Source organism: Amycolatopsis sp. NPDC049159, from assembly GCF_040648295.1.
In the GTDB taxonomy this organism is placed as follows: Bacteria; Actinomycetota; Actinomycetes; order Mycobacteriales; family Pseudonocardiaceae; genus Amycolatopsis; species Amycolatopsis pretoriensis_A.
On record NZ_JBEZDL010000002.1, the window covers coordinates 168,772 to 191,285 of the forward strand.

Below are 22,514 nucleotides of genomic sequence, written 5' to 3' on the forward strand. Positions count from 1 at the left end.
TGGGGGTGCGGGAGGATCTCCGGTGCCGAGGTGGATCGCGGCATCCGGGATGACTGACCGCTCATCCCGCGCGCTGACCGGCCCGGACCGGACACCTGCCCGGCTCGTACGGCGAGTCCTCGAAGTCCGGCCGGTCCGGCGATCGGGAAAGGCCGGGTTCAGCCCGCCATGACGTCGAACTCCTCGGCCAGCCGGACCAGGAACGCCCGGGACTCGTGCTCCGACAGGGCAATCTGTTCCAGCCGCGTGCGCAGGACGTAAAAGGCTTCGACCGCCACGCGTTCGTCGATGAACAGCCCGGCCGCGAAGGTCTCTTCGTAGGCCACCGGCGGGTGTTCGGCGAACTCGAGGATCGTGAACCGGCTGCCGACCAGGTGGTACGGCGGTGCGGAAGCGGGGACGACGCGGATGGTGCAGTGCGGGAGGTTGGTGGCCAGCACCAGGTACTGCAACTGTTCGTGCATCAGCGCCGGGTCGCGCAGGACCGACCGCAAGGTGTGCTCGTACACGAAGTAGAGGCACTGCGGCGGGTTCCGGCGCTGCAGCAGCTGTTGCCGGTCGATCCTCGCCTGGACGAGGGCCTTGAGCCGATCCGTGGTGTACCGGCCGGACAGCTCGTAGACCGAGCGCACGTAGTCTTCGGTCTGGAGCATGCCCGGCAGGGCCATCGGGCTGTTCGAGATCACCGCGGTCGCCAGGTTTTCCTGGATGATCAGCGACTTCATCGGGTCGACGAGCTTGTCGAAGTACGGCCGCACCCAGTACAGCTCGCTCGGCGGCCGGGTCAGGTGCAGCAGCCGGTCGCGTTCGGACGCGTTGGTTCCGCAGTGGGCCAGGTAGATCGCCGCGTCGATCGGCGAGATCCGGCGGCCGTTCTCCCAGCCGGACACCTTCGACGCCGACCAGTGGGCGCGCCGGGCTACCTCGCGCAGCGACATTTGTCTCGCCTCGCGCTGGGTTTTCAGCTCGACACCCATCTCCCGGGTGCGCACCGTGCTCTTTTCGGTCATGCCCCGCACGTTAAAGGCAAGCACCGACAAAACGGCTTCTGCCACGCAGCGGTTCACCGGAAGGGATGTTGCTGTTCTGCCTGTGTGACAACGGGTTCCGGTCGCGAAGCGCTGCGAAGCAGCTTCGCACAATGAAGCGTGCTTCGCACCTTCGCTAAGTAGCGCGGGCATTAATGGCGTCCATTTCGGGAATCGTACGAGGCGACGGCCGGGATGTCACCGGCCGCCGCGATCCGGGTGCCCGAGTGGTTCGCCGAGAACGCCGGAGCGCGTGGTGGTTGACTGCCCGCATGGCTGAACCGAAACCGCGGGACCTGGCCGCGTTGCTGCTGGCTCTCACCGTCGTCACCGGTGTCGTCGACGCCGTCAGCTTTCTCGGGCTCGGGCGCGTCTTCGTCGCCAACATGACCGGGAACGTCGTCTTCCTCGGGTTCGCCGCGGCGGGGGAGACGACGCTGTCCGTGCTCGCCTCGGTGACGGCCGTGCTGGCGTTCCTCGCGGGCGCCCTCGCCGGCGGGCGGCTGGGGCGCGCCGGGGACGACTACGACACCCTCCGGCGGGCCACCGCGGTGCAGGCGGGGCTGATCGCCGTCGCCGTCGTGCTGTCCGCGACGCTCGGCAGCGGTACGCGGCTGGGCAGCGAGCTGCTGATCGTCGTGCTCGGGCTGGCGATGGGGCTGCAGAACGCGGCCGTCCGGCGGATCGGGGCGCCCGATCTGACCACGACCGTGCTGACCATGACGCTGACCGGCTTCGCGGCCGATTCGAAGGCCGCCGGCGGGGCCGGGGCGCACCCGGTGCGGAAGGTCGCCGCCGTGGGGGCGATGCTCGCGGGGGCGCTCGGGGGCGGGGTGCTCCAGCTGCACATCGCCATGTGGACCGCGCTGACGCTCGCCCTGGTGCTCGTGCTGGCCGTGGCGGCGGTGCTGCAGACCGGGGCTAGCCGAGGGCGCGGCCGCCGTCCACCAGCAGCCGCTGGCCCGTGATGAAGCCCGCTCCCTCCGACGCGAAGAAGCTCACCGCCGCGGCCACGTCGTCGGGGGTGCCCAGGCGGCCCATCGGCACCCCGGCCAGGTAGGCCGCGCGCTCGGCTTCCGGGACGTCCGCGTGGCGCTCCACCGGGACGAAGCCCGGGGCCACCGAATTGACCGTGATGCCGTCCGGGGCCAGCTCGCGGGCCCACGCCCGGGCCAGCCCGGCCTGGGCCGCCTTGGCCGTCGCGTACGCCGAACGGCCCGGTGGCGGGCGGTCCGCCACCTCCGAATCGATGTGGACGATCCGGCCGTACCCGCGGGCGCGCATGCCCGGGAGCACCGCGTGGCCCAGCAGCACCGGCGAGCGCACGAAGAAGTCCAGGTGGCCCAGGTGCCCGGCCCAGTCCACATCGGACAGCAGGACGTCCGGCTGCGGGCCGGTAGCGTTGACGACCAGGACGCTGATCGGGCCCAGCAACGCCGTCGCCGCGTCGACCAGCTCGCCCACCGCGCGCCGGTCGGTCACGTCGGCGGCGAAGGCCGCGGCCCGGCCGCCTTCGGCGAGGACCGCCTCCGCGGCGGCCTTGAGGTCGGGATCGTCGTGCAGGCCGTTCAGCGCCACGGCGAACCCGTCGCGGGCCAGCCGCCGGGCGATCGTGCGGCCCAGGCCTCGGGAGCTTCCGGTCACCAGTGCGACACCCATGGCCCGACGCTAGGGGAGATCGGCGGACACCGAAAGGCCCCCGACGGGTACGCCGGGGGCCTTTCGGTGAGCGGGGGGACTCAGCCGCCGGCAGTGCCGGCGGCCGAACCGAGCGCGACCTGCTCGAGCTTGCCGCCGGTCCCGGCGGCGACCTTCTTGTTGCGGCGGTTGCGCCGCTCCAGGTACGTCGCCAGCGCGGTCAGCAGCAGGCACATCACGACGTAGATGACGGTCGCCACGATCGTGGACGGCACGATCGGCCGCCCGAACGTGCCCTGCGAACCGATGTACCGCGCGTAGTACAGCAGCTCCTGGAACGTGATGATGAAGCCGAGCGCGGTGTCCTTCAGCAGCACGACGAGCTGGCTGATGATCGTCGGCAGCATCGCCCGGATCGCCTGCGGCAGCAGGACCAGGAACATCACCTGCGTCTTGCGCATGCCCAGCGCGTACGCGGCTTCGCTCTGCCCCTTCGGCAGCGACTGGATGCCCGCCCGGAAGACCTCCGCCAGCACCGAGCCGTTGTACAGCGTCAGGCCGAGCACCACGCCGAGGAACGGCGTCATCGGGACGCCGATGGTCGGCAGGCCGAAGTAGAACAGGAACATCAGGATCAGGGCCGGGATGGCGCGGAAGAACTCGACGACGAACCCGGCGATCCCGCGGATCCACGCGTGGTCCGACAGCCGGCCCGCCGCGAAGATCGCGCCGAAGATCAGGGCCAGCACGGCCGCGGACGCGAACGCCTCGAGGGTCTGGAGCACCGCGTTGGCGAGGTCGCGCTGCACCTGCGCGTACTGCAGCCACTCCCACTTGCGGGCGGTGAACTGGCCGCTGTCGTAGAAGCGCCACCCGATGTAGGCGATGAACCCGACCACCGCGACGATGCCGACGACCGCGTAGGTCCGGTAGCGGAGCCGGGCCTTCGGCCCAGGGACGTCGAAGAGGACATTGCTCATCGGGCCACGCTCCAGCGCTTCTCCAGGCTGCGTTGGACGAACGACAGCACGGCGACCAGGATGATGAAGCCGAGCGCGACCCACAGCAGGCCGACCAGCTGGTTCTCACCGCGTTCGGACAGGTACGAGCGGATCGCGCCGGCCTCCGCGACGGAGAAACCGGCGGCGATCGTGGTGTTCTTCAGCAGCGCGATCAGAGTGCTGATCAGCGGGGGGACGACCGACCGCAGCGCCTGCGGCAGCACGACCTGGCCGAGGATCTGGCCGAACGTCAGCCCCAGCGCCCGGCCCGCCTCGGCCTGGCCGACCGGCACGGTGTTGATGCCCGAGCGCACGACCTCGCAGATGAACGCCGACGTGTACACGGTCAGCGCGATCACCGCGGCCGGGAAGTAGTCGACCTTGACGATGTCCAGCAGCGGGTAGGCGAACACGAAGAACGCGAACACCAGCGTCAGCGGGGTGTTCCGGGCGATCGTCACGTACGCCGTGCCGACGGCGCGGAAGACGGGCACCGGGCTCACCCGCAGCATGGCCAGGACCGTGCCGAGGACCAGGCTGCCGGCGGCCGAGAGCACGAACAGCTCGATCGTGCGGAGGAAGAACGGACCGAACAGGTCCAGGTTGTTGAAGAGGACGTCCATGAGCCTTCCCCGCGTCCGTTTCAGGCGGTGGTCAGGTGGTGGATGTGGGAAGGCCGGTGGACCGGGAACCCCGGTCCACCGGCCTCGGTGTCACGTCAGTACTTCTCGAGGGTCGGCTTCTTGGCGGCCGTGCCCGACTTGCCGAGGGTGGCGTCGTAGATCTTCTGCCAGGTGCCGTCGTCCAGCGCCTTCTGCAGGATCTCGTTGACCTTGTCGCGCAGGACCTTGTCGTCCTTGTTGAGGCCGATGCCGTACTTCTCGGTGGAGAACGTCTGGCCGACGACCTTCAGGTTGTCCGGGTCCTGGGACGCGTAGCCCTTGAGGATCGCGTCGTCGGTCGTGACCGCGTCGACGTCCTTCGACAGCAGCTTCTCGACGCACTGCGAGTACTTCTGGAACTCGACGATGTTGCCCGGCTCGGTCAGGTTCTCCGAGCGGATCTTCTGGATCGGGGTCGAGCCGGTGACCGAGCAGACCTTCTTGCCCTTGAGCGTGTCCTTGCCGGTGATCGACGAGTCGTCCTTGCGCACCAGCAGGTCCTGGCCGGCGACGAAGTACGGGCCGGCGAAGGAGACGAGCGCCTTGCGCTTGTCGGTGATCGAGTACGTGCCGACGTAGTAGTTCACGTCGCCGTTCGCGATCGTCTGCTCACGGGCACCGGAGTCGACCGTGCGGAAGGTGATCTTCTCCGGGTCGAAGCCGAGGCCGGCCGAGACGAGCTTCGCGATCTCGATGTCGAAGCCGCCGAACTTGCCGGTCGTCGGGTCCTTCTGGCCCAGGCCGGGCTGGTCGTCCTTGGCGCCGATGGTCAGCGCGCCCGCCGACTTCATCTTCGCGAACACCGGGGAGCCGGCCAGGTCGACGCCGGACGCGACCGGGTACGACGGCAGCGCGGCGGCGCTCGAACCGCTCTGGTCGCCGGCACCCGGGGTGCTCGGCGTGCCTTCCTTGCCGCAGGCGGTCAGGGTGGTCAGCGTCAGGCCACCGACGAGCACTCCCACCGCGAGGGTGCGGATCCTCATGTGAATTTCTCCTGTGTGTCGTCACCCGCGGCGCGAAGGCGCCGCGGAACGTTCTCTCAGTGGGTCAGGATCTTGCCGAGGAAATCCTTCGCGCGCTCGCTCTTGGGCGCGGTGAAGAACTCTTCGGGCGTCGTGTCCTCGACGATCTCGCCGTCGGCCATGAAGATCACCCGATCGGCTGCCCGGCGGGCGAAGCCCATCTCGTGGGTCACGACGAGCATCGTCATGCCGTCCTTGGCCAGGCCCGTCATGACGTCGAGGACCTCCTGGACCATCTCCGGGTCCAGCGCCGAGGTCGGCTCGTCGAAGAGCATGACCTTGGGCCGCATCGCCAGCGCCCGCGCGATGGCGACGCGCTGCTGCTGGCCGCCCGAGAGCTGCGCCGGGTACTTGTCGGCCTGGTTGGCGATGCCGACGCGCTCCAGCAGTTCCATCGCCGTCTTGCGCGCTTCGGCCTGCGAGGTCTTGCGGACCTTCACCGGCGCGAGCATCACGTTCTCGACGATGGTCTTGTGCGCGAACAGGTTGAACGACTGGAACACCATGCCGACGTCGGCGCGCAGGGCGGCGAGCGCCTTGCCTTCGGCGGGCAGCGGGACGCCGTCGACGGCGATCTCGCCCGAGTTGATCGGCTCCAGCCGGTTGATGGCCCGGCAGAGGGTCGACTTGCCCGACCCCGAGGGGCCCAGCACCACGACGACCTGGCCGCGGGGCACCTCGAGCGTGATCTCCCTGAGCACGTGCAGGTCGCCGAAGTACTTGTTCACGGCGGACGCCTTGATCATCGGCGCCGCCACCTCCGCGGTCATCTGGCCTCCAGGATCGGTCGAATGCGGCGTGGGTCACCACGCGATGGCGAGAACCTACCGTTGCTCTACCTGCTCGCAAGGCGGCTTGACCCATTCTTAGGGTTTCAAGTGGGTATCGATGTCCGATTCGGCACCCGGCGCGCCGACGTCCTAGAGTTCGTCGCTACCGGCGCGGTGAAGCAGGTCACCAGGGAGGGTGGACGGGTGCGGGTGCTGCTGGTGGAGGACGACGACCGGGTCGCGGGGGCGCTGATCCCGGCGCTGACCCGCCGCGGCCTGGCGATCGCCCGGCTGGCCACCGGCGCGGGTGTGCTCGAGCGGGTGAACGAGGTCGACGTCATCCTGCTCGACCTCGGCCTGCCGGACATCGACGGCGTCACGCTGTGCCACCAGATCCGCGCGGTCAGCGACGTCGCGATCATCGTCGTGTCGGCGCGCGGCGAGGTCGACGACCGGATCAAGGGCCTGCGCGCGGGCGCCGACGACTACCTGGTCAAGCCCTACGACGTCGAGGAGCTGCTCGCCCGGGTCGAGGCGGTGCGCCGCCGCCGCGGCGAGCACACGACGGCCGAGCCGGTGGTGATCCGGGTCGGGGACGTCAGCGTCGACCTGTCCCGGCACGAGGTGCTGGTCGACGGGCGCGCGGTCGCGTTGTCCCGCAAGGAGTTCCAGGTGCTCGCCCTCGTCGCGGGCGCGCGCGGTGCGGTCTGCTCGCGGGAGCACGTGCTCACCGAGGTGTGGGGCCACCGCGGTCCCGCGGAGAGCCGCTCGCTCGACGTCCACGTCGCCACGCTGCGGACGAAGCTGGGCCGCCCGGCGCTGATCGAGACGGTCCGCGGGGTCGGCTACCGGCTCGGCGGCCAGGTTTCCCGGAGCTGACGGCGTGCGCGTCCGGCTGCAGGGCATCGTGCTGACGCTGGTCGCGTTGCTGGTGTTCGGCCTGGGCATCCCGCTGGCCACCACGATCGCCGCCGGTGCGCAGCAGGACCTCTTCCTCGACCGGCTGACCGACACCGCGCGGTTCGCGTCGCTGGCGCAGCGGCCGCTGCTGGACAACAAGCCGTCGCTGCTCGACCCCGACCTGCGCCGCTACACCGAGGTGTACGGCGTCCAGGTGCTCGTCTTCGACCAGGACGGCAAGCCGGTGGGCAGCTCGCTGGGCCCGAACGCCGCACGGATCGACATGCGTGCCCCGCAGATCAGCGACCCGGTCCACGAGGCGCTGGCCGGCCGCCGTTCCCAGCCCGGCGGCGTGCTGATGCCGTGGGACGCGACCCCGTTGGTGCTGGCCGAACCCGTGCTCGCCGACGGCGAGGTGCGCGGCGCGGTCGTGACCGTGTCCGACACCGGCGCCGAGCGGGCCGACGTGCTGTGGTGGTGGCTGCTGCTCGCCGCGGGCGGGATCCTCGCGTTCACGCTGGCGCTGGCCGTGGCGATCCCGGTGGTCCGGTGGATCCTGCGGCCGGTGCACCGGCTCGACGACGCGACCGGCGCGCTGGTCGCGTCCGTGGTCAGCGGGCGCGAGGCCGAGCCGGTGGGGGAGAGCGGCGGGCCACCGGAGCTGCGCCAGCTCGGCCGTTCCTTCGACCGGATGGCCGAGAGCGTGTCGGGGGCGCTGGCCGCGCAGCGCGCGTTCGTGGCGGACGCCTCCCACCAGCTGCGCAACCCGCTGACGGCGTTGAAGATCCGGCTCGGCAACCTCGAAGGCCACGTCGACGACGAGCCGGCCGCGGCCGACCTCGAGGCCGCGCGGGTCGACGCGGGCCGGCTGCACCAGATCCTCGACGGGCTGCTGTCGATGGCCCGCGCCGAGGCCTCCGGCGGCGAGCTGGACCCGGTCGTGCTGGACGAGGCCGTCGCCGAGCGGGTCGCCGACTGGTCGGTGGTCGGCGAGGCCAGGGACGTGCGGCTGGTCGTGGACACCCCGGGCGACGGCGTGTGCGTGCGCATGCCGCCGCGCGGCGCCGAGACGATCCTGGACGCGCTGCTCGACAACGCGCTGAAGTTCACCGCGGCGGGCACCGAGATCCGGGTCACCGTCGAGCGCGACGACGACCGCGTGCGCCTGTCGGTCCGCGACCACGGCCCGGGCGTGCGGCCGGACGAGCTCGACCGCGCGCTGGACCGCTTCTGGCGCAGCCCGGCCCACCAGAACGTGCCCGGCTCGGGGCTGGGCCTGGCGATCGTCAGCGAGATCGTCGCCCACTCCGACGGTGAACTGGTCCTGGACCTGCCCGAAGGCGGCGGCCTCCGGATCTCGATGACGTTCCCGGCGGCTTAGGTCTTCTTCGCCCGGTAGTAGCGCAGCGCGCCCGGGTGCAGCGGGATCGGCTGGGTCTCGATGCCCGGGTGGACGTCGATCGACAGCGCCGCCGGGTTGGCGACGGCGAGCTGCTGCCGGGCCGCGAACAGGCCGCTGACCAGTGCTTCGGCGACGTCTTCGCGCATCGACGTCGGCACCACGAGGAAGTTCGGCACCACGAGCGTGGTCACCGGCTGGAGCTGGTCGTAGGTGCTCGCCGGGATGGTGGCGGTGCCGTAGACCTCGCTGAGCGCCTGCATCTTCGGCATCTGGTCGGCGATGTCGACCAGCCGCAGCCGGCTCTTGTTGTCCGCCAGCTTCGGGGTCGGCAGCCCGCCGGACCAGAAGAACGCGTCGACGTCGCCGTTGAGCAGCGCCGCGACGGAGTCGTCGAGGCCGCGGGTGATCGTGCTGACCGCGCCGGTCAGATCGGCCGCGGCGAGCAGCTTCCCGGCGATGTACTCGACCCCGGAGGCGGGCGAGCCGATCGCGATCCGGCGCCCGCGCAGCTGCGCCACCGACCGGATGTCGGAGTCGGACCGCACGACGACGTGCAGGTAGTCGTCGTGGATCCGGGCGAGCGCGGCGAGCCCCCGGTTGGTCCGGTACTGGTCGGCGGCGACGTCGGCGGCCACGAAGGCGACGTCGGCCTGCCCGCTCAGCACCCGCGCGACGTTGTCGGGCGACCCCTGGGTCTGCAGCACCTGCGGCCGCTCGATGTCGAGCCCGCCCTGCCACGCGGTGGCGAGGGTCTGCGCGAGCTTGTCGTAGACCCCGCCCGGGTTGCCGGCGGCGATCCGCAGCCGCACGTCGGCGAACTCGCCGGAGCAGCCGGAGAGCACCAGGAGGAGGACGGCCGCCATCGCGAGTCCGCGCAGCCGCCGGGTCCCGGTCACCCGCCGATCGTGCCAGACCCCGGCGCCTGCTGTCAGTCGGTCATCCCTTCGACCAGCGTGCGGAGCTTGGTCAGCGCTCGGTGCTGCGTCACCCGGACCGAGCCGGGTGACACGCCGACGGCAGCGCCGGTCTCTTCCGCGGAAAGGCCGACCAAGACCCGCAGGAGGACGATTTCCCGCTGCTGGCGCGGCAACAACTCCAGCAGGCGGCCGAGGCGCCCGTTGAGCTCGTTGCTCAAGGCGGTGATCTCGGGCTCGGCGCCGCTCGCCGGACGTTCGGGCAGGTCGGGGACCGGCTCCGACCGGTCCCGCGCGGCCGCCCGATGCGCGTCGGCCACCTTGTGCGCCGCAATGCCGTAGACGAACGCCAGGAACGGACGACCGCTGTCCCGGTAGGACGGCAGCGCGGTGAGTACCGCGAGGCACACCTCCTGGGCGACGTCGTCGGGTGAAACCAGCGAGTGCTTCCCGCGGCCCATCCGGGCGTGGCAGTAACGCACGACGATCGGCCGGATGTATGCCAGCACCTGTTCCGCCGACGTGCTTTCGCCGTCGATCGTGACGTGTGCACCCGGGTCAGCGTCCGCAGGCAACCGGCCCTCCCGGGTTCGCGCACGGCGCCGTGGTCTCGCGGCCGGTGATGCTGATCGGCCCGGCCGTGAAGTCGGCCCGCAGCAACCACAGCCCGCCCACCACGGCCCCGATCACCAGCAGGATCACCAGCACGGTCCGGAGGGTGTTCGGCGTGCTGGTGACCATCTTCTCGATCAGCCGGACGACGTTGCCGCTCACCGGGCCGCCTTCCGCCGTGCCTCGCTGAGTTCTTCGTAGCGGCCGGTCAGCTGCTCGACCTCGCTGTCGCGCAGGCCCGGTGCGCGCAGGAAGACGGTCATCTGGTCGGTCCGCGGCAGCGTGGTGCCGCTCAGCAGCCGGCAGAGGGTGGCGCGCGACATCGCCTTGGTGACGTCGCCGTCGGCCTCGCACAGCCGGGCCATCCGGCGCAGCACGTCGACCTTGCCGAGGTCGTGCCGGAGCATGGCCCGGCGCAGGTCGAGCGCGAGCCCGGCGAGCGCGTCGCCGGGCAGGTCCGGGTTGTGCTTCGCGAACTCCTCGAGCGCGGCGGCCCACCAGATCCGGTGGGCCTCGCGCACGGGAGCGCCCACACCGGCGGCGATGCCGCGCACGAGCCGCAGGCGGGGCAGTTCGGCGCCGCCGAGCGCGCCGGACACGGCGCTCACGGAGTAGCTCGCCGCCGCCGGGGTGCCGGATTGCCGTCCGGGCCCAAGATCCTCGGTGCGACCGAATTACCGAGATCCTGGCCCACCGCGTAGCCGCCGGCAACGGTCTGTCATATTTTCCGGAAATCGCCGTGATCGGAACGAGATTCGATCAAGGGGCGTCTTTTTCCGCTGTTCGTCTCAGCCGGGGAACGTCCGGCGGCGGCCGTGACGACAAGGGGGCGAATGGCCGAGGACCTCCGTCGCACCGTCCAGGCGAGGCTCGAAGCCGCACCGGTCCCGTTGCCGCGGGACCTCATCGCCGGGGCCGGCCTGGTACCGGCGCTTTTTCCGCTGTTCGTCTCAGCCGGGGAACGTCCGGTGCCCGCCGTGACGACAAGGGGGCGTACGGCTGAGGACCTCCGTCACTTCGTCCGGGCGAGGCTCGCAGCACCGGCCGGCCCGTTGCCGCGGGCCGCGCACCGCAGTCCATGAGACGAGCTCCGGGAACGTGCGAACCTAACGTCGGACCCATGAGTTCTGCCACGTACCTGTCCACCGCTTCGACCCGGTGGGACGCGCGGCTGTGGGGAGTTCTCCTCACCGTCTCGATCGTCACGGCGCTCGACGCCCTCGACGGGTCGATGGTCGGGGTCGCGCTGCCCGCCATCCAGGCCGAGTTCGGGTTGTCCACGAACGCGCTGCAATGGGTCGTCAGCGGGTACGTGCTGGGCTTCGGCGGGCTGCTGCTGCTCGGCGGCCGCACCGCCGACCTGCTCGGGCGGCGCCGGGTCTTCCTCGCCGCCGTTTCGCTGTTCGCGCTGGCTTCGCTGTTCGGCGGGCTCGTCGACGACGGGACGCTGCTGATCGTGAGCCGCTTCGTCAAGGGGGCGGCCGCCGCGTTCACCGTGCCCGCGGCCCTGTCCATCGTGACCACGACGTTCCGGGAAGGGCCCGCGCGCAACAAGGCGATCAGCATCTTCGCCGTGTTCGGGGCCAGCGGGTACTCCGCCGGGCTGGTCTTTTCCGGGCTGCTGACCGAACTCGGCTGGCGCTGGACGTTCCTGCTGCCCGCGCCGCTCGCCGCGGCGGTGGTGGTCGTGGCGTGGAAGCTGATCCCCGCGTACCGCACCGAGCCGTCGGGCGGCTACGACCTGCCCGGCGCACTCACCGGGGTCGGCGGCTCGCTGCTGCTCGTGTACGGCGTGGTCGAGGCGCCCGAAACCGGTTGGGTCGCGCCCCGCACGCTGATCACGTTCGCGGTCGCCGTCGCGCTGCTGGTGGCGTTCGTGCTCATCGAGAAGCGCACCCGCAACCCCTTGCTGCGGCTGGGCATCCTCCGCTCCGGCCCGCTCGCCCGCGCCAACCTGGGCGCCGCGCTGTTCTTCGCCTCCTTCATCAGCGTCCAGTTCGTCGTGATGCTCTACTTCCAGCGCGTGCTCGGCTGGTCGCCGCTGCAGACGGCGCTGGGCTTCCTGCCGGCGGCGATGATCGTGGCGTTCGGCTGCCCGCGCGTCGACCCGCTGATCGAGCGCGTCGGGACGGCCCGCGCGATCTTCGCCGGGGTGGTCGCGCACGTGCTCTCCTACGCGCTGTTCCTGCGCGTCGACGAGCACTCGGGCTACGTCGGCTCGGTGCTGCCCAGCATGATCCTGCTCGGGCTCGGCTTCGCGCTGGCCTTCCCGTCGTTCAACATCCAGGCCACGGCCGGCATCCCGGACGGCGAGCAGGGCCTGGCCGGCGGCCTGGTCAACACCTCGCTGCAGGTCGGCGGCGCGATCGGCCTCGCGGTCGTGACCGCGGTGCTGACCGCGGCCGGCGACGGCGCATCTTCGACCGCCGCGCTGCTGCGCGGATGGGTGCCGGCGCTGGTCGTGGTGACCGGGTTCACCGTGGCGGGTCTGGTCGTCGCGCTCGTCGGCCTCCTGGCCCGCCCGCGCGTCACTGCGCCCGAGCCCGAGCTGGAATCCGTCTAGCGCCGCGGTCGACGGACCTCGGACGCGGCTCCTAGCCGAGGGTCGCGATGCCGGCCAGGAAGATGTCGACGCCGGCGAGGAACTGCTCGCGGTCGTCGTGCTCGCCCAGCCGGGCCGCCGCCTTGTGCACGAACGGGTACCGGGCCGGGTCGAGCGCGGCCCACTGGGCGGCGACGCCGGACAGGAACGCCGAGCGGTCGACGTCGCCGGCGAGGAGCCGGGCATTCGCCGCGTTCTGGCTCGCCACCCCGAGCACGTAGTTCACCAGCGCGCCCGCGGCGTCGAACAGCGCTTCCCCGGGGACGTCGAGCGCGTCGAGCAGCCCGCCGATGCGCTCGTAGACCTCGAGGAGCGCGGGGCGCCACGGCTCGCGGGACAGCTGGGCGCCGACCCACGGGTGGGCGTCGATCGCGTCGAACAGGCCCAGTGCGACCGTGCGCAGGGCTTCCCGCGGCTCCGCGCCGACGACGACGCCGGTCACGACCCCGGCGATGACGTCGTCGGTGGCCGCCGCGAGCAGGTCGCTCTTGTTCGCGATGTGGTGGTAGATCGCCCCGTAGCCGGTGCTCAGCCGCCCGGTGAGCGCCCGGAAGGTCAGCGCGGCCTCGCCGCCTTCGTCGAGGAGGCCGGTCGCCGCCTCGACGATTACTTCCCGGGACAGGCCGTCCGCGCGCCGCTTCGCCATGGGCTCATCATCGCACGTTTGGATCGGCGCTCCAAAGTCGTGCTAGCTTGGTTTGGATCGACGATCCAATCGAGGGAGCGCCATGAGCGAAGAAGTCACGATCATCGGAGCCGGCTTGGGCGGCCTCGTGCTGGCCCGCGTCCTGCACCGGCACGGCATCCCGGTCGCCGTCCACGAAGCCGAGCCCTCGCCGGCCGCGCGCCGCCAGGGCGGGATGCTCGACATCCACCCGTGGAACGGCCGGCCCGCGCTGGAGGCAGCCGGCCTGGCCGAGGGGTTCCGCGAGCTCGTCCTACCCGGCCGGGAGTCCTACCGGGTCCTCGACCGGGCGGGGACAGTGCTGCTCGACCGGCCGGACGACGGCACGGGCGAGCGGCCCGAGGTGCAGCGCGGCGAACTGCGGCAGCTGCTGCTCGACGCGCTGCCGCCCGGCGTCGTCCGGTGGGGCCACAAGGCCGTCGCCGTGCGGGCGCTCGGCGACGGCCGCCACGAAGCGGACTTCGCGGACGGCACCAGCGTGCGCACGAACCTGCTGGTCGGCGCGGACGGCGCGTGGTCGCGGGTGCGCCCGCTGCTCTCCGGCGCCACACCCGAGTACGTCGGCGTCTCGGTCGTCGAGACGTTCCTCTTCGACGGCGACACCCGCCACCCGGCCGCGGCGGAAGCGGTCGGCGCCGGATCGCTGTTCGCGCTCGCGCCGGGCCACGGCATCCTCGCCCACCGGGAAAGCGGCGGAACCCTGCACACGTACGCGCAGCTGCGCAAGCCCGAGGACTGGCTCGCCGGCCTCGACCCCGTCGAGGTGACCGCGCGGGCCGCCGCCGAGTTCGACGGCTGGGCCCCGGAACTCACCGCCCTGATCACCGCGAGCGACACCCCGCCGGTGCTCCGCCGCCTCCACACGCTCCCCGCCGGGCACCGCTGGGACCGCGTGCCGGGGGTGACCCTGCTCGGCGACGCGGCGCACCTCATGCCCCCGAACGGCGAAGGCGCCAACCTGGCCATGCTGGACGGCGCCGAACTCGGGCAAGCCCTTGCGTCGCACCGGGATGACGTCGAGAGCGCGCTGGTGGCGTACGAGCAGCGCATGTTCGAGCGCGCGGCCGCCGAAGCCGCGGACGAGGACATCTACGAAGTCATGTTCGGCGCGGACGCGCCGCACAGCATGGTCGCCCTGCTGGCTCAGGCGGAAGCGTAGGAAAGCAGTTCTCCCGGATCAGACCGTGACACTGAGCCGGATGTGCGACGGTATCTCCAGCCACCAGCGTGCCGAGACGCGCGCGACTCGCGGCAGGTCCGCGGTGGCCAGGACCCAGTGGAGGAAGTTCCTCTTTTCGGTGCGGCCGGCGGCGTAGACGAGGCGGTCGATCGTGGACGTCGTGGTGCTGCCCGGCCGCCACCGGCGGGTGATCGCGAGTGCGGCGCGCCAGAAGTTCTCGTCGCTTTCCCCGCCGATGTGACCGAGGGCGAACGCCGCCGCCTCGCGTACGTCCGCTCGGGTCCCGGCGGCGAGCACCAGTTGTTCGACAAGGGCACGTTCGCGCCGGCCACCCAGCTTGCGCAGGGCTTCCGCCACGATCGCCGACTCCGGCTCGCGATGGCGCCCGGCCATGATGCGCCCCAATTCCCGCGCGATCGGCACCCGGCAGGGGCCGGCGTGGAGGAGGAACAGCGCGTGCATGCGTTCGTCGAAGACGTCGGCAGCGAGGGCTTCGGCCAAAAGGTCGTTCAGCACGTCCTGGTCGGCCGGGTGGACGGTGCCGCCGACGGAAGCGGTGACCGTCTCGATCAAGGTCCGGTGGTCGCGGGCACCGTCCCGGTCGGTCTTCGTGATCAGGCCGAACCGCTTGCGCAGCTGCGCGGGCAGGCAGGCGGCGATCGCCGCGGCGAGCGGCTGGTCGCGCAGCTCGGCCAGGACACCGCCGATGTGCACGAGCTGGCCACGGGTGAAGTGCCCCAGCCGGACCTTGCGGTGGCAGGACAGCAGCGCGCCCGAGAAGGACCGGTGTGAAGTCGGGTTCGTCAGCTGCCGCATGACGACCGAGGCCGCGGGACCGGACGAAGTGGCGTCGAGAACGGAGATCGTGCCGATGAGGCTCTGGGTCGCCCGATCGGCTGCCGCGGCCGCCGCGGTGGCCACGGCGATCTCCCCGCCGACCGGGTGGGCCAGGAGGCGGTGCAGTGCTTCCGCACGCCACAGCCAGTGCGCCCCGTCGGCGATGGCCATCTCCGCGAGCAGCCGTTCCGCCAGCCGCGCCCACGTCGAACGGGGACTCACCACCACGAGGCCCCGGGACAGGAGATCGGTCAGTGCGTCCCAGTCCCGCCCGGAAAACAGGTCGTCGCCGGTCGCCCGCTCGATCAGCCGGTCGAGCCGGGTGGACACCGATGCGGGGTCGAGCGGCGGGCGCGCGAGAGCCGGCCCCGGCCCCAGCCGGTTTCCGTAGTAGCGGGCCATGTTGTCGGCGATCGTCACCAATTCCGGTCGGTCCAAGGCGTTCGCGTAGCCGCGGACGGCGAAATGGCCGATGCCGGCGCTTCCCCGCTCCCAGCGGCTCAGGGTGCTCGGCGCGATTCCGCCACCGAGCGTGGCCGCGAACTCCCGCAGGCCGAGCGACCCACGGCTGGTGCGCAACAACCAGCCCAGCCGGCGGTTGCTCTCGCTTTGCCCGAAAGAGACCACCATTACTTGGTAGCACGGTGTTCGTCGCGGCCGCGTAGACAATAATGGGACAAGAAGTGTCCACGGAATTGCCTGATGTCGCGTTGCACGGCGATTGATGTCCGCAACGAAGCCCGTTTCGCCGGTTTTCCGTTCTAGCGTGAATCCTCGACCGTGGAATACGAGGAGGAACGATGAACATCGTGACCAGAGCACTGGCCGTGACGGCGATCGCGGCGACGGCTGCCGTGGGTGGCGTGGCGACCGCGTCGGCGGCACCGGCGCGCGGAGACTCGGTCCAGGCGGCCCGCGGGTACGTGACCCAGGGCAACCTGCGGCAGGACCCGAACCTCGGCGCCGGCATCAAGGTGACGATCTACAACCAGTGGGTGGACATCAACTGCTGGCTCGACGGCGGGGACAACGGCTTCGGGTCGAACCGCTGGTTCAAGGCCACCTACTACTCGCAGGTGGGTTACCTCAGCTCCGGCGTCGTTTCCCAGCAGCCGGCGGTCGGGCACTGCTGACGCCACCGGTGGGCCCGGCCCGGCCCGGGCCCACCGCACCCGGCCCGCGTGCCCGACCCGGGGAGGGGACGCCGAGGCGCAGGTGGGGGCGGGTCTACCCTGGAAGCCGATGACCGAGACACAGGCACCCAGGGCGTACCAGATCCGCACCTTCGGCTGCCAGATGAACGTGCACGACTCCGAGCGGCTCGCCGGCCAGCTCGAAGACGCCGGGTACGTCCCCGTCGACCACGGGGGCAAGCCCGACCTCATCGTGTTCAACACCTGCGCCGTCCGGGAGAACGCGGACAACAAGCTCTACGGCACCCTCGGGCACCTGCGTCCCGACAAGGTCGCCAACCCCGACCTGCAGATCGCCGTCGGGGGGTGTCTCGCGCAGAAGGACCGTGGGGAGATCGTCAAGCGCGCTCCCTGGGTGGACGTCGTCTTCGGGACGCACAACATCGGGTCGCTGCCGACCCTGCTCGAACGCGCCCGGCACAACGCCGAGGCCGAGGTCGAGATCCTCGAATCGCTCGAGACCTTCCCCTCCACGCTGCCCGCGCGCCGCGAGTCGTCATACGCGAGCTGGGTGTCCGTTTCGGTCGGGTGCAACAACACCTGCACCTTCTGCATCGTCCCGGCCCTGCGCGGGAAGGAGCGCGACCGGCGGCCCGGCGAGATCCTCGCCGAGGTCGAGGCGCTCGTTGCCGAAGGCGTGCTCGAAGTCACGCTGCTCGGGCAGAACGTCAACTCCTACGGTGTCGAGTTCGGCGACCGGCTCGCCTTCGGGAAGCTGCTGCGCGCCGCCGGGGGGATCGGCGGGCTCGAGCGCGTGCGGTTCACCTCGCCGCACCCGGCCGCGTTCACCTCGGACGTGATCGACGCCATGGCCGAGACCCCGAACGTCTGCCACCAGCTGCACATGCCGCTGCAGTCCGGGTCGGACCGGGTCCTGCGCGAGATGAAGCGGTCCTACCGCTCGGCGCGCTTCCTGAAGATCCTCGACGAGGTCCGCGCGGCCATGCCGGACGCCGCGATCACCACCGACATCATCGTCGGCTTCCCCGGGGAGACCGAAGCGGACTTCCAGGCGACGCTGGACGTCGTCGAGCAGGCACGGTTCTCCAGCGCCTTCACCTTCCAGTACTCGATCCGCCCCGGCACGCCGGCCGCGACGATGCCGGACCAGCTGCCCAAGGCCGTCGTCCAGGAGCGCTACGAGCGGCTGGTCGAGCTGCAGAACGCGATCTCCTGGGAAGAGAACAAGAAGATCGTCGGCCGCCGGGTCGAGCTGCTCGTCGCCGCGGGCGAGGGGCGCAAGGACGCCGAGACGCACCGGATGAGCGGGCGCGCCCGCGACGGGCGGCTCGTGCACTTCACGCCGGCCGGTGACCACGTCGACCGCGCGGTGCGGCCGGGTGACGTCGTCGAGGCGGTCGTCACCTACGGCGCGCCGCACCACCTGGTCGCCGACGGCGATCTGCTGTCCCACCGGCGAACGCGCGCCGGCGACAACGCGGAGGCCGGGCTGCGGCCGAAGACGAGCGGTGTCACGCTGGGCCTGCCGGGCTTCGGAGCTCCGGCGGCCCAGCCCGAACCGGTGAGTGGGTGTGCGCTGTGACCGAGCCCCAGGGCAACGGTGACCTGGCCGAACTGGCCGCCGAGATCGACGAAGCGGGCGTGAACGCGTCCCGGACGGTGGAGCTGGGCCGGCGCGGGTTCACCATCGCCGTGTTCTCGTTCGTGCTGCTGATCTGCCTGATCCTGCCGTGGGTCGGCGACCACGCGGGCTGGCAGGTGCTGGCCGGCGAGGGCGGCGGCATCCCGCAGCTGTTCGCGGCGACGTCGACCGGCGTCGGCATCCTCGCGTCCGCGCTGGCGCTGGTGACGCGCCGCTGGTGGCTGGCCTGGGTGTGCGCCGCCGGCGGCTGGTTCGCTTCGGTGGACGGGCTGCTGGCCATCTGGTCGCAGCAGTCGTCGCACGCCAGCGGCGCCGCGGGCGGCGGACCCGGCTTCGGCCTGATCATCGCCTGGATCGCGATGATCTGCCTCGCCGTGCAGTGGATGCGCACGGCGTTCTCGCGCTCCTAGCGCACCACGAGGCCGATCACGCTGGAGACCGCGCTGACGTAGAGCTCGGTTTCCGGGTGGTAGACGCGCAGCGTCAGGCTGGCGCGGACGCTGAAGCTCAGGCTGAACACGAAGTTCCCGTTCGGCCGGCAGGTGCCGGTGCTGAGGTCGACCCAGACGCCGGCCTGCAGCTGCTGGACGATCACCGGCTCACCGCCGGCGATGCTCTCCTGCCCGCCGAGGTCGGCGAACGAGCCCTTGATCTTCGCCGTCTCGCCGACCTTGACGCTCTTCTTGTCGGCCTGGGCCTCGACCTTGGCCTTGTGCTTCTTCCCCTGCACCGCGGCGGGCACGGGCCCGGCGGCCGCCAGCGCGACGGCCGGGGCGGCGAGCGCGACGGTGCAGGCGACGACCAGTGCGGACACGAAGTTCGATGGCTTGCTCATGATCGAAGTGCAGCACCGCGGGGCCGGGAAAGCGCCCGGTGACCCCCGGCCGTGCAGCCCGTCACACCGCTTCGGGTGACGCGTTAACCGTCCGCTTGCCGAAAAGCCCACGGAACCCAGGCCGCGGCGGTCGGCGCCTGCTCTGCGGCGGTCCGAACTCGCTTCGAAGACCGCTGCTGAGCCAGCCACCCGAGACGGCCGCGCTCGACCAGGCCTTGCGCGGGCGCTGGGAACCGCGAGCGGCAGCGATCCGGTCCCACCGCGGCTGACCCCAAGTTCGAGAGGCCGCCTTGCGGAAACCCGAGTTCCGCAAGGCGGCCTTCACGAACCCGGCCTCAGCGGTCCGCGACCGCCGCCTCCGCGGCTTCCAGCCACTCGCGCCACTGCGCGGCCTGCTCGTCGGCCTTCTTCGCCCGGCGCTCGTCGCCCGCCGCGCGGGCCTTGGCGGCCTGCGATTCGAACTGCTCGACGCGCTCGCGGAACTGCGCCGCGCGGGCCTGGGCCTCGGGGTCCGTGCGGCGCCAGCGGTTGTCCTCCGCCGACTTCACCGCGTCCTGGACCGCCTTCAGCCGGCCGTCGAGCTCGCGGATGCGTTCGCGCGGGACCTTGCCGATCTCGTCCCACTGCTCCTGGATCTTGCGCAGCGCGCCCTTCGCCGCCTCCAGGTTGGCCGCCGCGTCGATCTTCTCGGCCTCGATCAGGAGTTCTTCCTTGCGGGCCGCGTTCTGGGTGAACTCGGCGTCGCGCTCGGAGAACACCGCGGAGCGGCGGGCGAAGAACTTGTCCTGCGCCGCGCGGAAGCGCTGCCACAGCGCCTCGTCGCTGTCCTTCGGGGCCCGGCCGGCGGCCTTCCACTCGGTCATCAGGTCCTTGTAGCGGCCCGCGGTGTCGCCCCAGTCCTCGGACTCGCTGATGGCCTCGGCCTCGGCGATGAGCTCTTCCTTGCGCTGCTTGGCCGACGCGCGCTGCTTGTCGAGCTCCGCGAAGTGCGACCCGCGACGGCGGTTGAACCCCTCCCGGGCCTTCGAGAACCGCTTCCACAGCTCGTCGTCGGTCTTCCGGTCGACGCCCTTGACCGTCTTCCACTCGTCCAGGATCGAGCGCAGCCGGTCGCCCGCCGCCTTCCACTGGGTGGAGTCGGCGGCGATCTTCTCGGCCTCCTCGGCCAGCTCCTGCTTGCGCGCGACCGCGGCGGCACGGGCCTCTTCACGTTCCGCCTTCGCGCTGGCCAGTGCCTTCTCGGCGTGCGCGATGACGTACTCGAGGCGTGCGGCGAGCGCGGCCAGGTCACCCACCACGGCGGACTCGGCCAGCCCGTCCCGGATCTGGGTGGCGCTCGACAGCGCGTGCTTCGGGTCGCCGGCCCCGGAGGCCAGCCGCGTCTCCAGCAGCTCGACCTCGGTGCGCAGGTCGTCGAAGCGGCGGGCGTAGTGCACGAGACCCTCGTCGGGGCTGCCGGCCTGCCAGACGCCGACCGCGCGTTCGCCCTCGGCGGTGATGACGTAGACGGTTCCCTCTTTGTCGATCCGGCCCCAGGTGGACGGGGTGGGCTCGGCGGGCGGCACGGGCGGGGCGGCGTGCCCGGCGTGCAGCGCGTGCGGCACCGGGTGCGGGGCCGGGGTACCGGTGGAAGTGTTCTCCTGGGCCATCGCAGGCTCCTTATCGCCTGTACGCCCGCTGGCGCGGGCGCCCCGCCGCGGAAGCGGGGCCGGGTAATGCGGTCGTCACGGGCCGTGCTCGGATGCTACGGCCCCCACGCGGCATTCAAGCAGCTCAGCGCGCACCGTGGTACTGGATGAGCCACTCGAAGCTCGTGATCCTACTTCCGGTGGACGCTCCGTGTCGGCCCGCCGGTATCGTCAGCCGCCGTGAACAGCCTCGTCGCCCCGGTCGCCGTGGTCGGGCCGACAGCCACCGGCAAGACCGCGCTGGCCGTGGAGCTGGCCCTCGAACTCGGCGGCGAAGTCGTCAACGCCGACGCGTTGCAGCTCTACCGCGGCATGGACATCGGTACCGCGAAAGCCACCGAAGCCGAGCGCCGCGGCGTGCCGCACCACCTGCTCGACGTGCTGGACGTGACCGAGACGGCGTCGGTCGCGGCCTACCAGCGCCACGCGCGCGCCGAGATCGAGCGGCTCCTGGCCGCCGGCCGGGTGCCGGTGCTGACCGGCGGGTCCGGCCTGTACGTCCAGGCGGTGCTCGACGACCTGCGGTTCCCCGGCACCGACCCGGCGGTCCGGGCCCGGCTGGACGAGGAGGCCGTCCAGCTCGGCACGCCCGCGTTGTACACCCGGCTGGGTGAACGCGATCCGGTCGCGGCGGCGGCGATCCTGCCGACGAACACCCGGCGGATCGTGCGTGCCCTCGAAGTCATCGAGATCACCGGCGAGCCGTTCTCGGCGAACCTCCCCAAGCCCGGGCCCGCCCGCTACGGCACGGTCGTGGTCGGCGTCGACCGGGAGCCCGCGGAGCTCGACGAGCGCGTCGACGAACGCGTCCGGCGCATGTTCGCGGCCGGGCTCGTCGACGAGGTGCGCGAACTCGAGAAGCGGGGATTGCGCGAAGGCAAGACGGCGTCGCGGGCGCTCGGCTACCAGCAGGTGCTCGCCGAGCTGGACGGCGGCGGCGACTTCGAAGCGGCCGCCGCGGCGACCGCGCAGGCGACGCGGCGCTTCGTCCGGAAGCAACGTTCCTGGTTCCGGCGCGACCAGCGGATCCACTGGTTCGGCGGCGCCGATCCGGGGCTGGCCGCGCGCGTCCTGGATACCCTGGGCCGGTAATCTTGCCCCTATGGGCGGAATCGAGTTCCTCAAGGGGCACGGCACGCAGAACGACTTCGTGCTGCTCCCCGATCCGGCGGGCCGCCTCGAGCTGACCGCGGCCAGGGTCGCCGCGCTGTGCGACCGCCGCCGCGGCCTCGGGGCCGACGGCGTGCTGCGCGTCGTCCGCGCAGCCGCGCTCGACGAGCCGTCCGCGGGCGAGTGGTTCATGGACTACCGCAACGCCGACGGGTCGATCGCGGAGATGTGCGGCAACGGCACGCGCGTGTTCGCCCGCTACCTCGTCGAAGCGGGCCTGGCGACCGAGGGCGAGTTCGTCATCGGCACCCGTGGGGGCGACCGCCCGCTGGTGGTGCACCCGGACCGGTCGGTGACGGTGCAGATGGGCCCGGCGACGATCACCGGCACGTCGGTCACGGTGGTGGCCGGCCGCCCGTTCTCGGGCGTCGCGGTGAACGTCGGCAACCCGCACCTGGTGTCGGTGCTCGACGACGACGTCGCCGGCCTCGACCTGCGCGACCAGCCCGACTTCGACCACGACGGCTTCCCGCACGGCGTGAACCTCGAGTTCGTCAACCGCCTCGGCGAGGGCGCGCTGCGGATGCGCGTCCACGAACGCGGGGTGGGGGAGACCCGGGCGTGCGGCACCGGCACGGTCGCCGCGGTGGCGGCCGCGTTCCACCTGGCGGGCACGGACACCGGCTCGTCCACTGTGGACATCCCGGGCGGCCGGGTGGAGGTCACGGTGTCGCGGGGCGCGTCGACGTTGTCGGGCCCGGCGGAGATCGTGGCCCGCGGCGAGATCGACGAAGGCTGGTGGGCCGCCGCCGGTTCGTGACGGCGGCCCCTC

Annotated in this window: 24 protein-coding genes; 10 read left to right on the forward strand and 14 right to left on the reverse strand. The window is 71.7% G+C overall.

Going from position 1 to position 22,514, the window contains the following annotated elements; all coding sequences use genetic code 11:
* Positions 1-158 precede the first annotated feature (158 nt).
* On the reverse strand, positions 159-1,010 hold the full coding sequence (locus AB0B33_RS04030; RefSeq protein ID WP_247012272.1) for a helix-turn-helix transcriptional regulator: 852 nt from the start codon (positions 1,008-1,010) through the stop codon (positions 159-161).
* A 290-nt stretch (positions 1,011-1,300) separates the two neighbouring features.
* Here AB0B33_RS04030 and AB0B33_RS04035 point away from each other — a divergent pair, with 290 nt between their 5' ends.
* The gene (locus tag AB0B33_RS04035; protein WP_360766550.1) at positions 1,301-1,996 is read left to right on the forward strand and encodes a YoaK family protein; all 696 of its coding nucleotides are present in this window, start codon (positions 1,301-1,303) and stop codon (positions 1,994-1,996) included.
* Here AB0B33_RS04035 and AB0B33_RS04040 read toward each other — a convergent pair.
* From AB0B33_RS04040 to AB0B33_RS04060, 5 genes are all read right to left on the reverse strand, one after another.
* Positions 1,950-2,687: an SDR family oxidoreductase gene (locus AB0B33_RS04040; protein WP_360766553.1), complete on the reverse strand. Its 738-nt coding sequence runs from the start codon at positions 2,685-2,687 to the stop codon at positions 1,950-1,952. The genes AB0B33_RS04035 and AB0B33_RS04040 overlap by 47 nt on opposite strands.
* 80 nt (positions 2,688-2,767) lie before the next feature.
* Positions 2,768-3,646, reverse strand: a complete 879-nt coding sequence (locus AB0B33_RS04045) for an amino acid ABC transporter permease (protein ID WP_360766556.1) — start codon at positions 3,644-3,646, stop codon at positions 2,768-2,770.
* Positions 3,643-4,290 carry an amino acid ABC transporter permease gene (locus AB0B33_RS04050; protein WP_360766559.1) on the reverse strand — a complete coding sequence of 216 codons (648 nt, stop codon included), beginning with the start codon at positions 4,288-4,290 and terminating at the stop codon, positions 3,643-3,645. The genes AB0B33_RS04045 and AB0B33_RS04050 overlap by 4 nt, the downstream gene beginning before the upstream one ends.
* Positions 4,291-4,385: 95 nt before the next feature.
* Positions 4,386-5,312: a glutamate ABC transporter substrate-binding protein gene (locus tag AB0B33_RS04055; protein WP_360766562.1), complete on the reverse strand. Its 927-nt coding sequence runs from the start codon at positions 5,310-5,312 to the stop codon at positions 4,386-4,388.
* Positions 5,313-5,368: 56 nt separating this feature from the next.
* Positions 5,369-6,097 (reverse strand): amino acid ABC transporter ATP-binding protein, encoded by a 729-nt coding sequence (locus tag AB0B33_RS04060; protein WP_003054447.1) that lies wholly within the window; start codon positions 6,095-6,097, stop codon positions 5,369-5,371.
* Between the two features lie 228 nt (positions 6,098-6,325).
* On the opposite strand from AB0B33_RS04060, the gene AB0B33_RS04065 reads away from it, so the two are divergent.
* Together AB0B33_RS04065 and AB0B33_RS04070 are read left to right on the forward strand one after the other, a co-directional pair.
* Positions 6,326-7,000 carry a response regulator transcription factor gene (locus AB0B33_RS04065; protein WP_247025225.1) on the forward strand — a complete coding sequence of 225 codons (675 nt, stop codon included), beginning with the start codon at positions 6,326-6,328 and terminating at the stop codon, positions 6,998-7,000.
* A 4-nt stretch (positions 7,001-7,004) separates the two neighbouring features.
* Positions 7,005-8,402: a HAMP domain-containing sensor histidine kinase gene (locus AB0B33_RS04070; RefSeq protein ID WP_360766565.1), complete on the forward strand. Its 1,398-nt coding sequence runs from the start codon at positions 7,005-7,007 to the stop codon at positions 8,400-8,402.
* Here AB0B33_RS04070 and AB0B33_RS04075 read toward each other — a convergent pair.
* Genes AB0B33_RS04075 through AB0B33_RS04090 form a run of 4 tightly spaced genes read right to left on the reverse strand, consistent with a single transcriptional unit; the run spans position 8,399 to position 10,557 of the window.
* A complete protein-coding gene (locus AB0B33_RS04075; protein WP_360766568.1) occupies positions 8,399-9,319 on the reverse strand; it encodes a TAXI family TRAP transporter solute-binding subunit in 921 nt (306 codons plus the stop codon). The genes AB0B33_RS04070 and AB0B33_RS04075 overlap by 4 nt on opposite strands.
* Positions 9,320-9,351: 32 nt before the next feature.
* Positions 9,352-9,876 carry an RNA polymerase sigma factor ShbA gene (gene shbA / locus AB0B33_RS04080; protein WP_360767434.1) on the reverse strand — a complete coding sequence of 175 codons (525 nt, stop codon included), beginning with the start codon at positions 9,874-9,876 and terminating at the stop codon, positions 9,352-9,354.
* 19 nt (positions 9,877-9,895) lie between these two features.
* The gene (locus tag AB0B33_RS04085) at positions 9,896-10,111 is read right to left on the reverse strand and encodes a hypothetical protein (protein WP_360766571.1); all 216 of its coding nucleotides are present in this window, start codon (positions 10,109-10,111) and stop codon (positions 9,896-9,898) included.
* The gene (locus AB0B33_RS04090) at positions 10,108-10,557 is read right to left on the reverse strand and encodes a hypothetical protein (RefSeq protein WP_360766574.1); all 450 of its coding nucleotides are present in this window, start codon (positions 10,555-10,557) and stop codon (positions 10,108-10,110) included. Before AB0B33_RS04090 ends, AB0B33_RS04085 begins: the two co-directional genes overlap by 4 nt.
* Before the next feature lie 512 nt (positions 10,558-11,069).
* On the opposite strand from AB0B33_RS04090, the gene AB0B33_RS04095 reads away from it, so the two are divergent.
* Positions 11,070-12,512, forward strand: a complete 1,443-nt coding sequence (locus AB0B33_RS04095) for an MFS transporter (RefSeq protein WP_360766577.1) — start codon at positions 11,070-11,072, stop codon at positions 12,510-12,512.
* 31 nt (positions 12,513-12,543) lie between these two features.
* Here the strand turns inward: AB0B33_RS04095 and AB0B33_RS04100 are convergent, their stop codons facing one another.
* The gene (locus AB0B33_RS04100) at positions 12,544-13,197 is read right to left on the reverse strand and encodes a TetR/AcrR family transcriptional regulator C-terminal domain-containing protein (protein ID WP_360766580.1); all 654 of its coding nucleotides are present in this window, start codon (positions 13,195-13,197) and stop codon (positions 12,544-12,546) included.
* A gap of 82 nt (positions 13,198-13,279) precedes the next feature.
* On the opposite strand from AB0B33_RS04100, the gene AB0B33_RS04105 reads away from it, so the two are divergent.
* Entirely contained in the window at positions 13,280-14,395 is a 1,116-nt protein-coding gene (locus AB0B33_RS04105; protein WP_360766583.1) for an NAD(P)/FAD-dependent oxidoreductase, read from the forward strand.
* A gap of 18 nt (positions 14,396-14,413) precedes the next feature.
* On the opposite strand, the gene AB0B33_RS04110 is transcribed toward AB0B33_RS04105, so the two are convergent.
* Positions 14,414-15,883 (reverse strand): hypothetical protein, encoded by a 1,470-nt coding sequence (locus tag AB0B33_RS04110; RefSeq protein ID WP_360766586.1) that lies wholly within the window; start codon positions 15,881-15,883, stop codon positions 14,414-14,416.
* Between the two features lie 170 nt (positions 15,884-16,053).
* Between AB0B33_RS04110 and AB0B33_RS04115 the strand changes: the two genes are divergently transcribed.
* The 3 genes from AB0B33_RS04115 (at position 16,054) to AB0B33_RS04125 (ending at position 18,459) form a co-directional block, all read left to right on the forward strand.
* The gene (locus AB0B33_RS04115; protein ID WP_360766589.1) at positions 16,054-16,386 is read left to right on the forward strand and encodes a hypothetical protein; all 333 of its coding nucleotides are present in this window, start codon (positions 16,054-16,056) and stop codon (positions 16,384-16,386) included.
* 109 nt (positions 16,387-16,495) lie between these two features.
* Positions 16,496-17,989 (forward strand): tRNA (N6-isopentenyl adenosine(37)-C2)-methylthiotransferase MiaB, encoded by a 1,494-nt coding sequence (gene miaB, locus AB0B33_RS04120; RefSeq protein ID WP_360766593.1) that lies wholly within the window; start codon positions 16,496-16,498, stop codon positions 17,987-17,989.
* Positions 17,986-18,459, forward strand: a complete 474-nt coding sequence (locus AB0B33_RS04125; RefSeq protein WP_360766596.1) for a hypothetical protein — start codon at positions 17,986-17,988, stop codon at positions 18,457-18,459. The genes miaB and AB0B33_RS04125 overlap by 4 nt, the downstream gene beginning before the upstream one ends.
* On the opposite strand, the gene AB0B33_RS04130 is transcribed toward AB0B33_RS04125, so the two are convergent.
* Both AB0B33_RS04130 and AB0B33_RS04135 read right to left on the reverse strand, forming a co-directional pair.
* A complete protein-coding gene (locus tag AB0B33_RS04130) occupies positions 18,456-18,884 on the reverse strand; it encodes a hypothetical protein (protein WP_360766599.1) in 429 nt (142 codons plus the stop codon). The two genes, AB0B33_RS04125 and AB0B33_RS04130, sit on opposite strands and share 4 nt — an antisense overlap.
* Before the next feature lie 335 nt (positions 18,885-19,219).
* The gene (locus tag AB0B33_RS04135) at positions 19,220-20,533 is read right to left on the reverse strand and encodes a DUF349 domain-containing protein (protein ID WP_360766602.1); all 1,314 of its coding nucleotides are present in this window, start codon (positions 20,531-20,533) and stop codon (positions 19,220-19,222) included.
* Between the two features lie 219 nt (positions 20,534-20,752).
* Here AB0B33_RS04135 and miaA point away from each other — a divergent pair, with 219 nt between their 5' ends.
* Positions 20,753-21,664, forward strand: coding sequence for a tRNA (adenosine(37)-N6)-dimethylallyltransferase MiaA (gene miaA, locus AB0B33_RS04140; protein WP_360766605.1), 912 nt, complete (start codon positions 20,753-20,755; stop codon positions 21,662-21,664).
* Positions 21,665-21,674: 10 nt separating this feature from the next.
* On the forward strand, positions 21,675-22,502 hold the full coding sequence (gene dapF / locus AB0B33_RS04145) for a diaminopimelate epimerase (protein ID WP_360766608.1): 828 nt from the start codon (positions 21,675-21,677) through the stop codon (positions 22,500-22,502).
* Positions 22,503-22,514: the final 12 nt, after the last annotated feature.

Excerpts from the sequence above, each read along its gene's own strand:
- AB0B33_RS04030 (WP_247012272.1), bottom strand. The coding sequence starts at position 1,010 with ATGACCGAAAAGAGCACGGTGCGCACCCGGGAGATGGGTGTCGAGCTG.
- AB0B33_RS04035 (WP_360766550.1), top strand. The coding sequence starts at position 1,301 with ATGGCTGAACCGAAACCGCGGGACCTGGCCGCGTTGCTGCTGGCTCTC.
- AB0B33_RS04040 (WP_360766553.1), bottom strand. The coding sequence starts at position 2,687 with ATGGGTGTCGCACTGGTGACCGGAAGCTCCCGAGGCCTGGGCCGCACG.
- AB0B33_RS04045 (WP_360766556.1), bottom strand. The coding sequence starts at position 3,646 with ATGAGCAATGTCCTCTTCGACGTCCCTGGGCCGAAGGCCCGGCTCCGC.
- AB0B33_RS04050 (WP_360766559.1), bottom strand. The coding sequence starts at position 4,290 with ATGGACGTCCTCTTCAACAACCTGGACCTGTTCGGTCCGTTCTTCCTC.
- AB0B33_RS04055 (WP_360766562.1), bottom strand. The coding sequence starts at position 5,312 with ATGAGGATCCGCACCCTCGCGGTGGGAGTGCTCGTCGGTGGCCTGACG.
- AB0B33_RS04060 (WP_003054447.1), bottom strand. The coding sequence starts at position 6,097 with ATGATCAAGGCGTCCGCCGTGAACAAGTACTTCGGCGACCTGCACGTG.
- AB0B33_RS04095 (WP_360766577.1), top strand. The coding sequence starts at position 11,070 with ATGAGTTCTGCCACGTACCTGTCCACCGCTTCGACCCGGTGGGACGCG.
- AB0B33_RS04100 (WP_360766580.1), bottom strand. The coding sequence starts at position 13,197 with ATGGCGAAGCGGCGCGCGGACGGCCTGTCCCGGGAAGTAATCGTCGAG.
- AB0B33_RS04105 (WP_360766583.1), top strand. The coding sequence starts at position 13,280 with ATGAGCGAAGAAGTCACGATCATCGGAGCCGGCTTGGGCGGCCTCGTG.
- AB0B33_RS04110 (WP_360766586.1), bottom strand. The coding sequence starts at position 15,883 with ATGGTGGTCTCTTTCGGGCAAAGCGAGAGCAACCGCCGGCTGGGCTGG.
- AB0B33_RS04115 (WP_360766589.1), top strand. The coding sequence starts at position 16,054 with ATGAACATCGTGACCAGAGCACTGGCCGTGACGGCGATCGCGGCGACG.
- miaB (WP_360766593.1), top strand. The coding sequence starts at position 16,496 with ATGACCGAGACACAGGCACCCAGGGCGTACCAGATCCGCACCTTCGGC.
- AB0B33_RS04130 (WP_360766599.1), bottom strand. The coding sequence starts at position 18,884 with ATGAGCAAGCCATCGAACTTCGTGTCCGCACTGGTCGTCGCCTGCACC.
- AB0B33_RS04135 (WP_360766602.1), bottom strand. The coding sequence starts at position 20,533 with ATGGCCCAGGAGAACACTTCCACCGGTACCCCGGCCCCGCACCCGGTG.
- dapF (WP_360766608.1), top strand. The coding sequence starts at position 21,675 with ATGGGCGGAATCGAGTTCCTCAAGGGGCACGGCACGCAGAACGACTTC.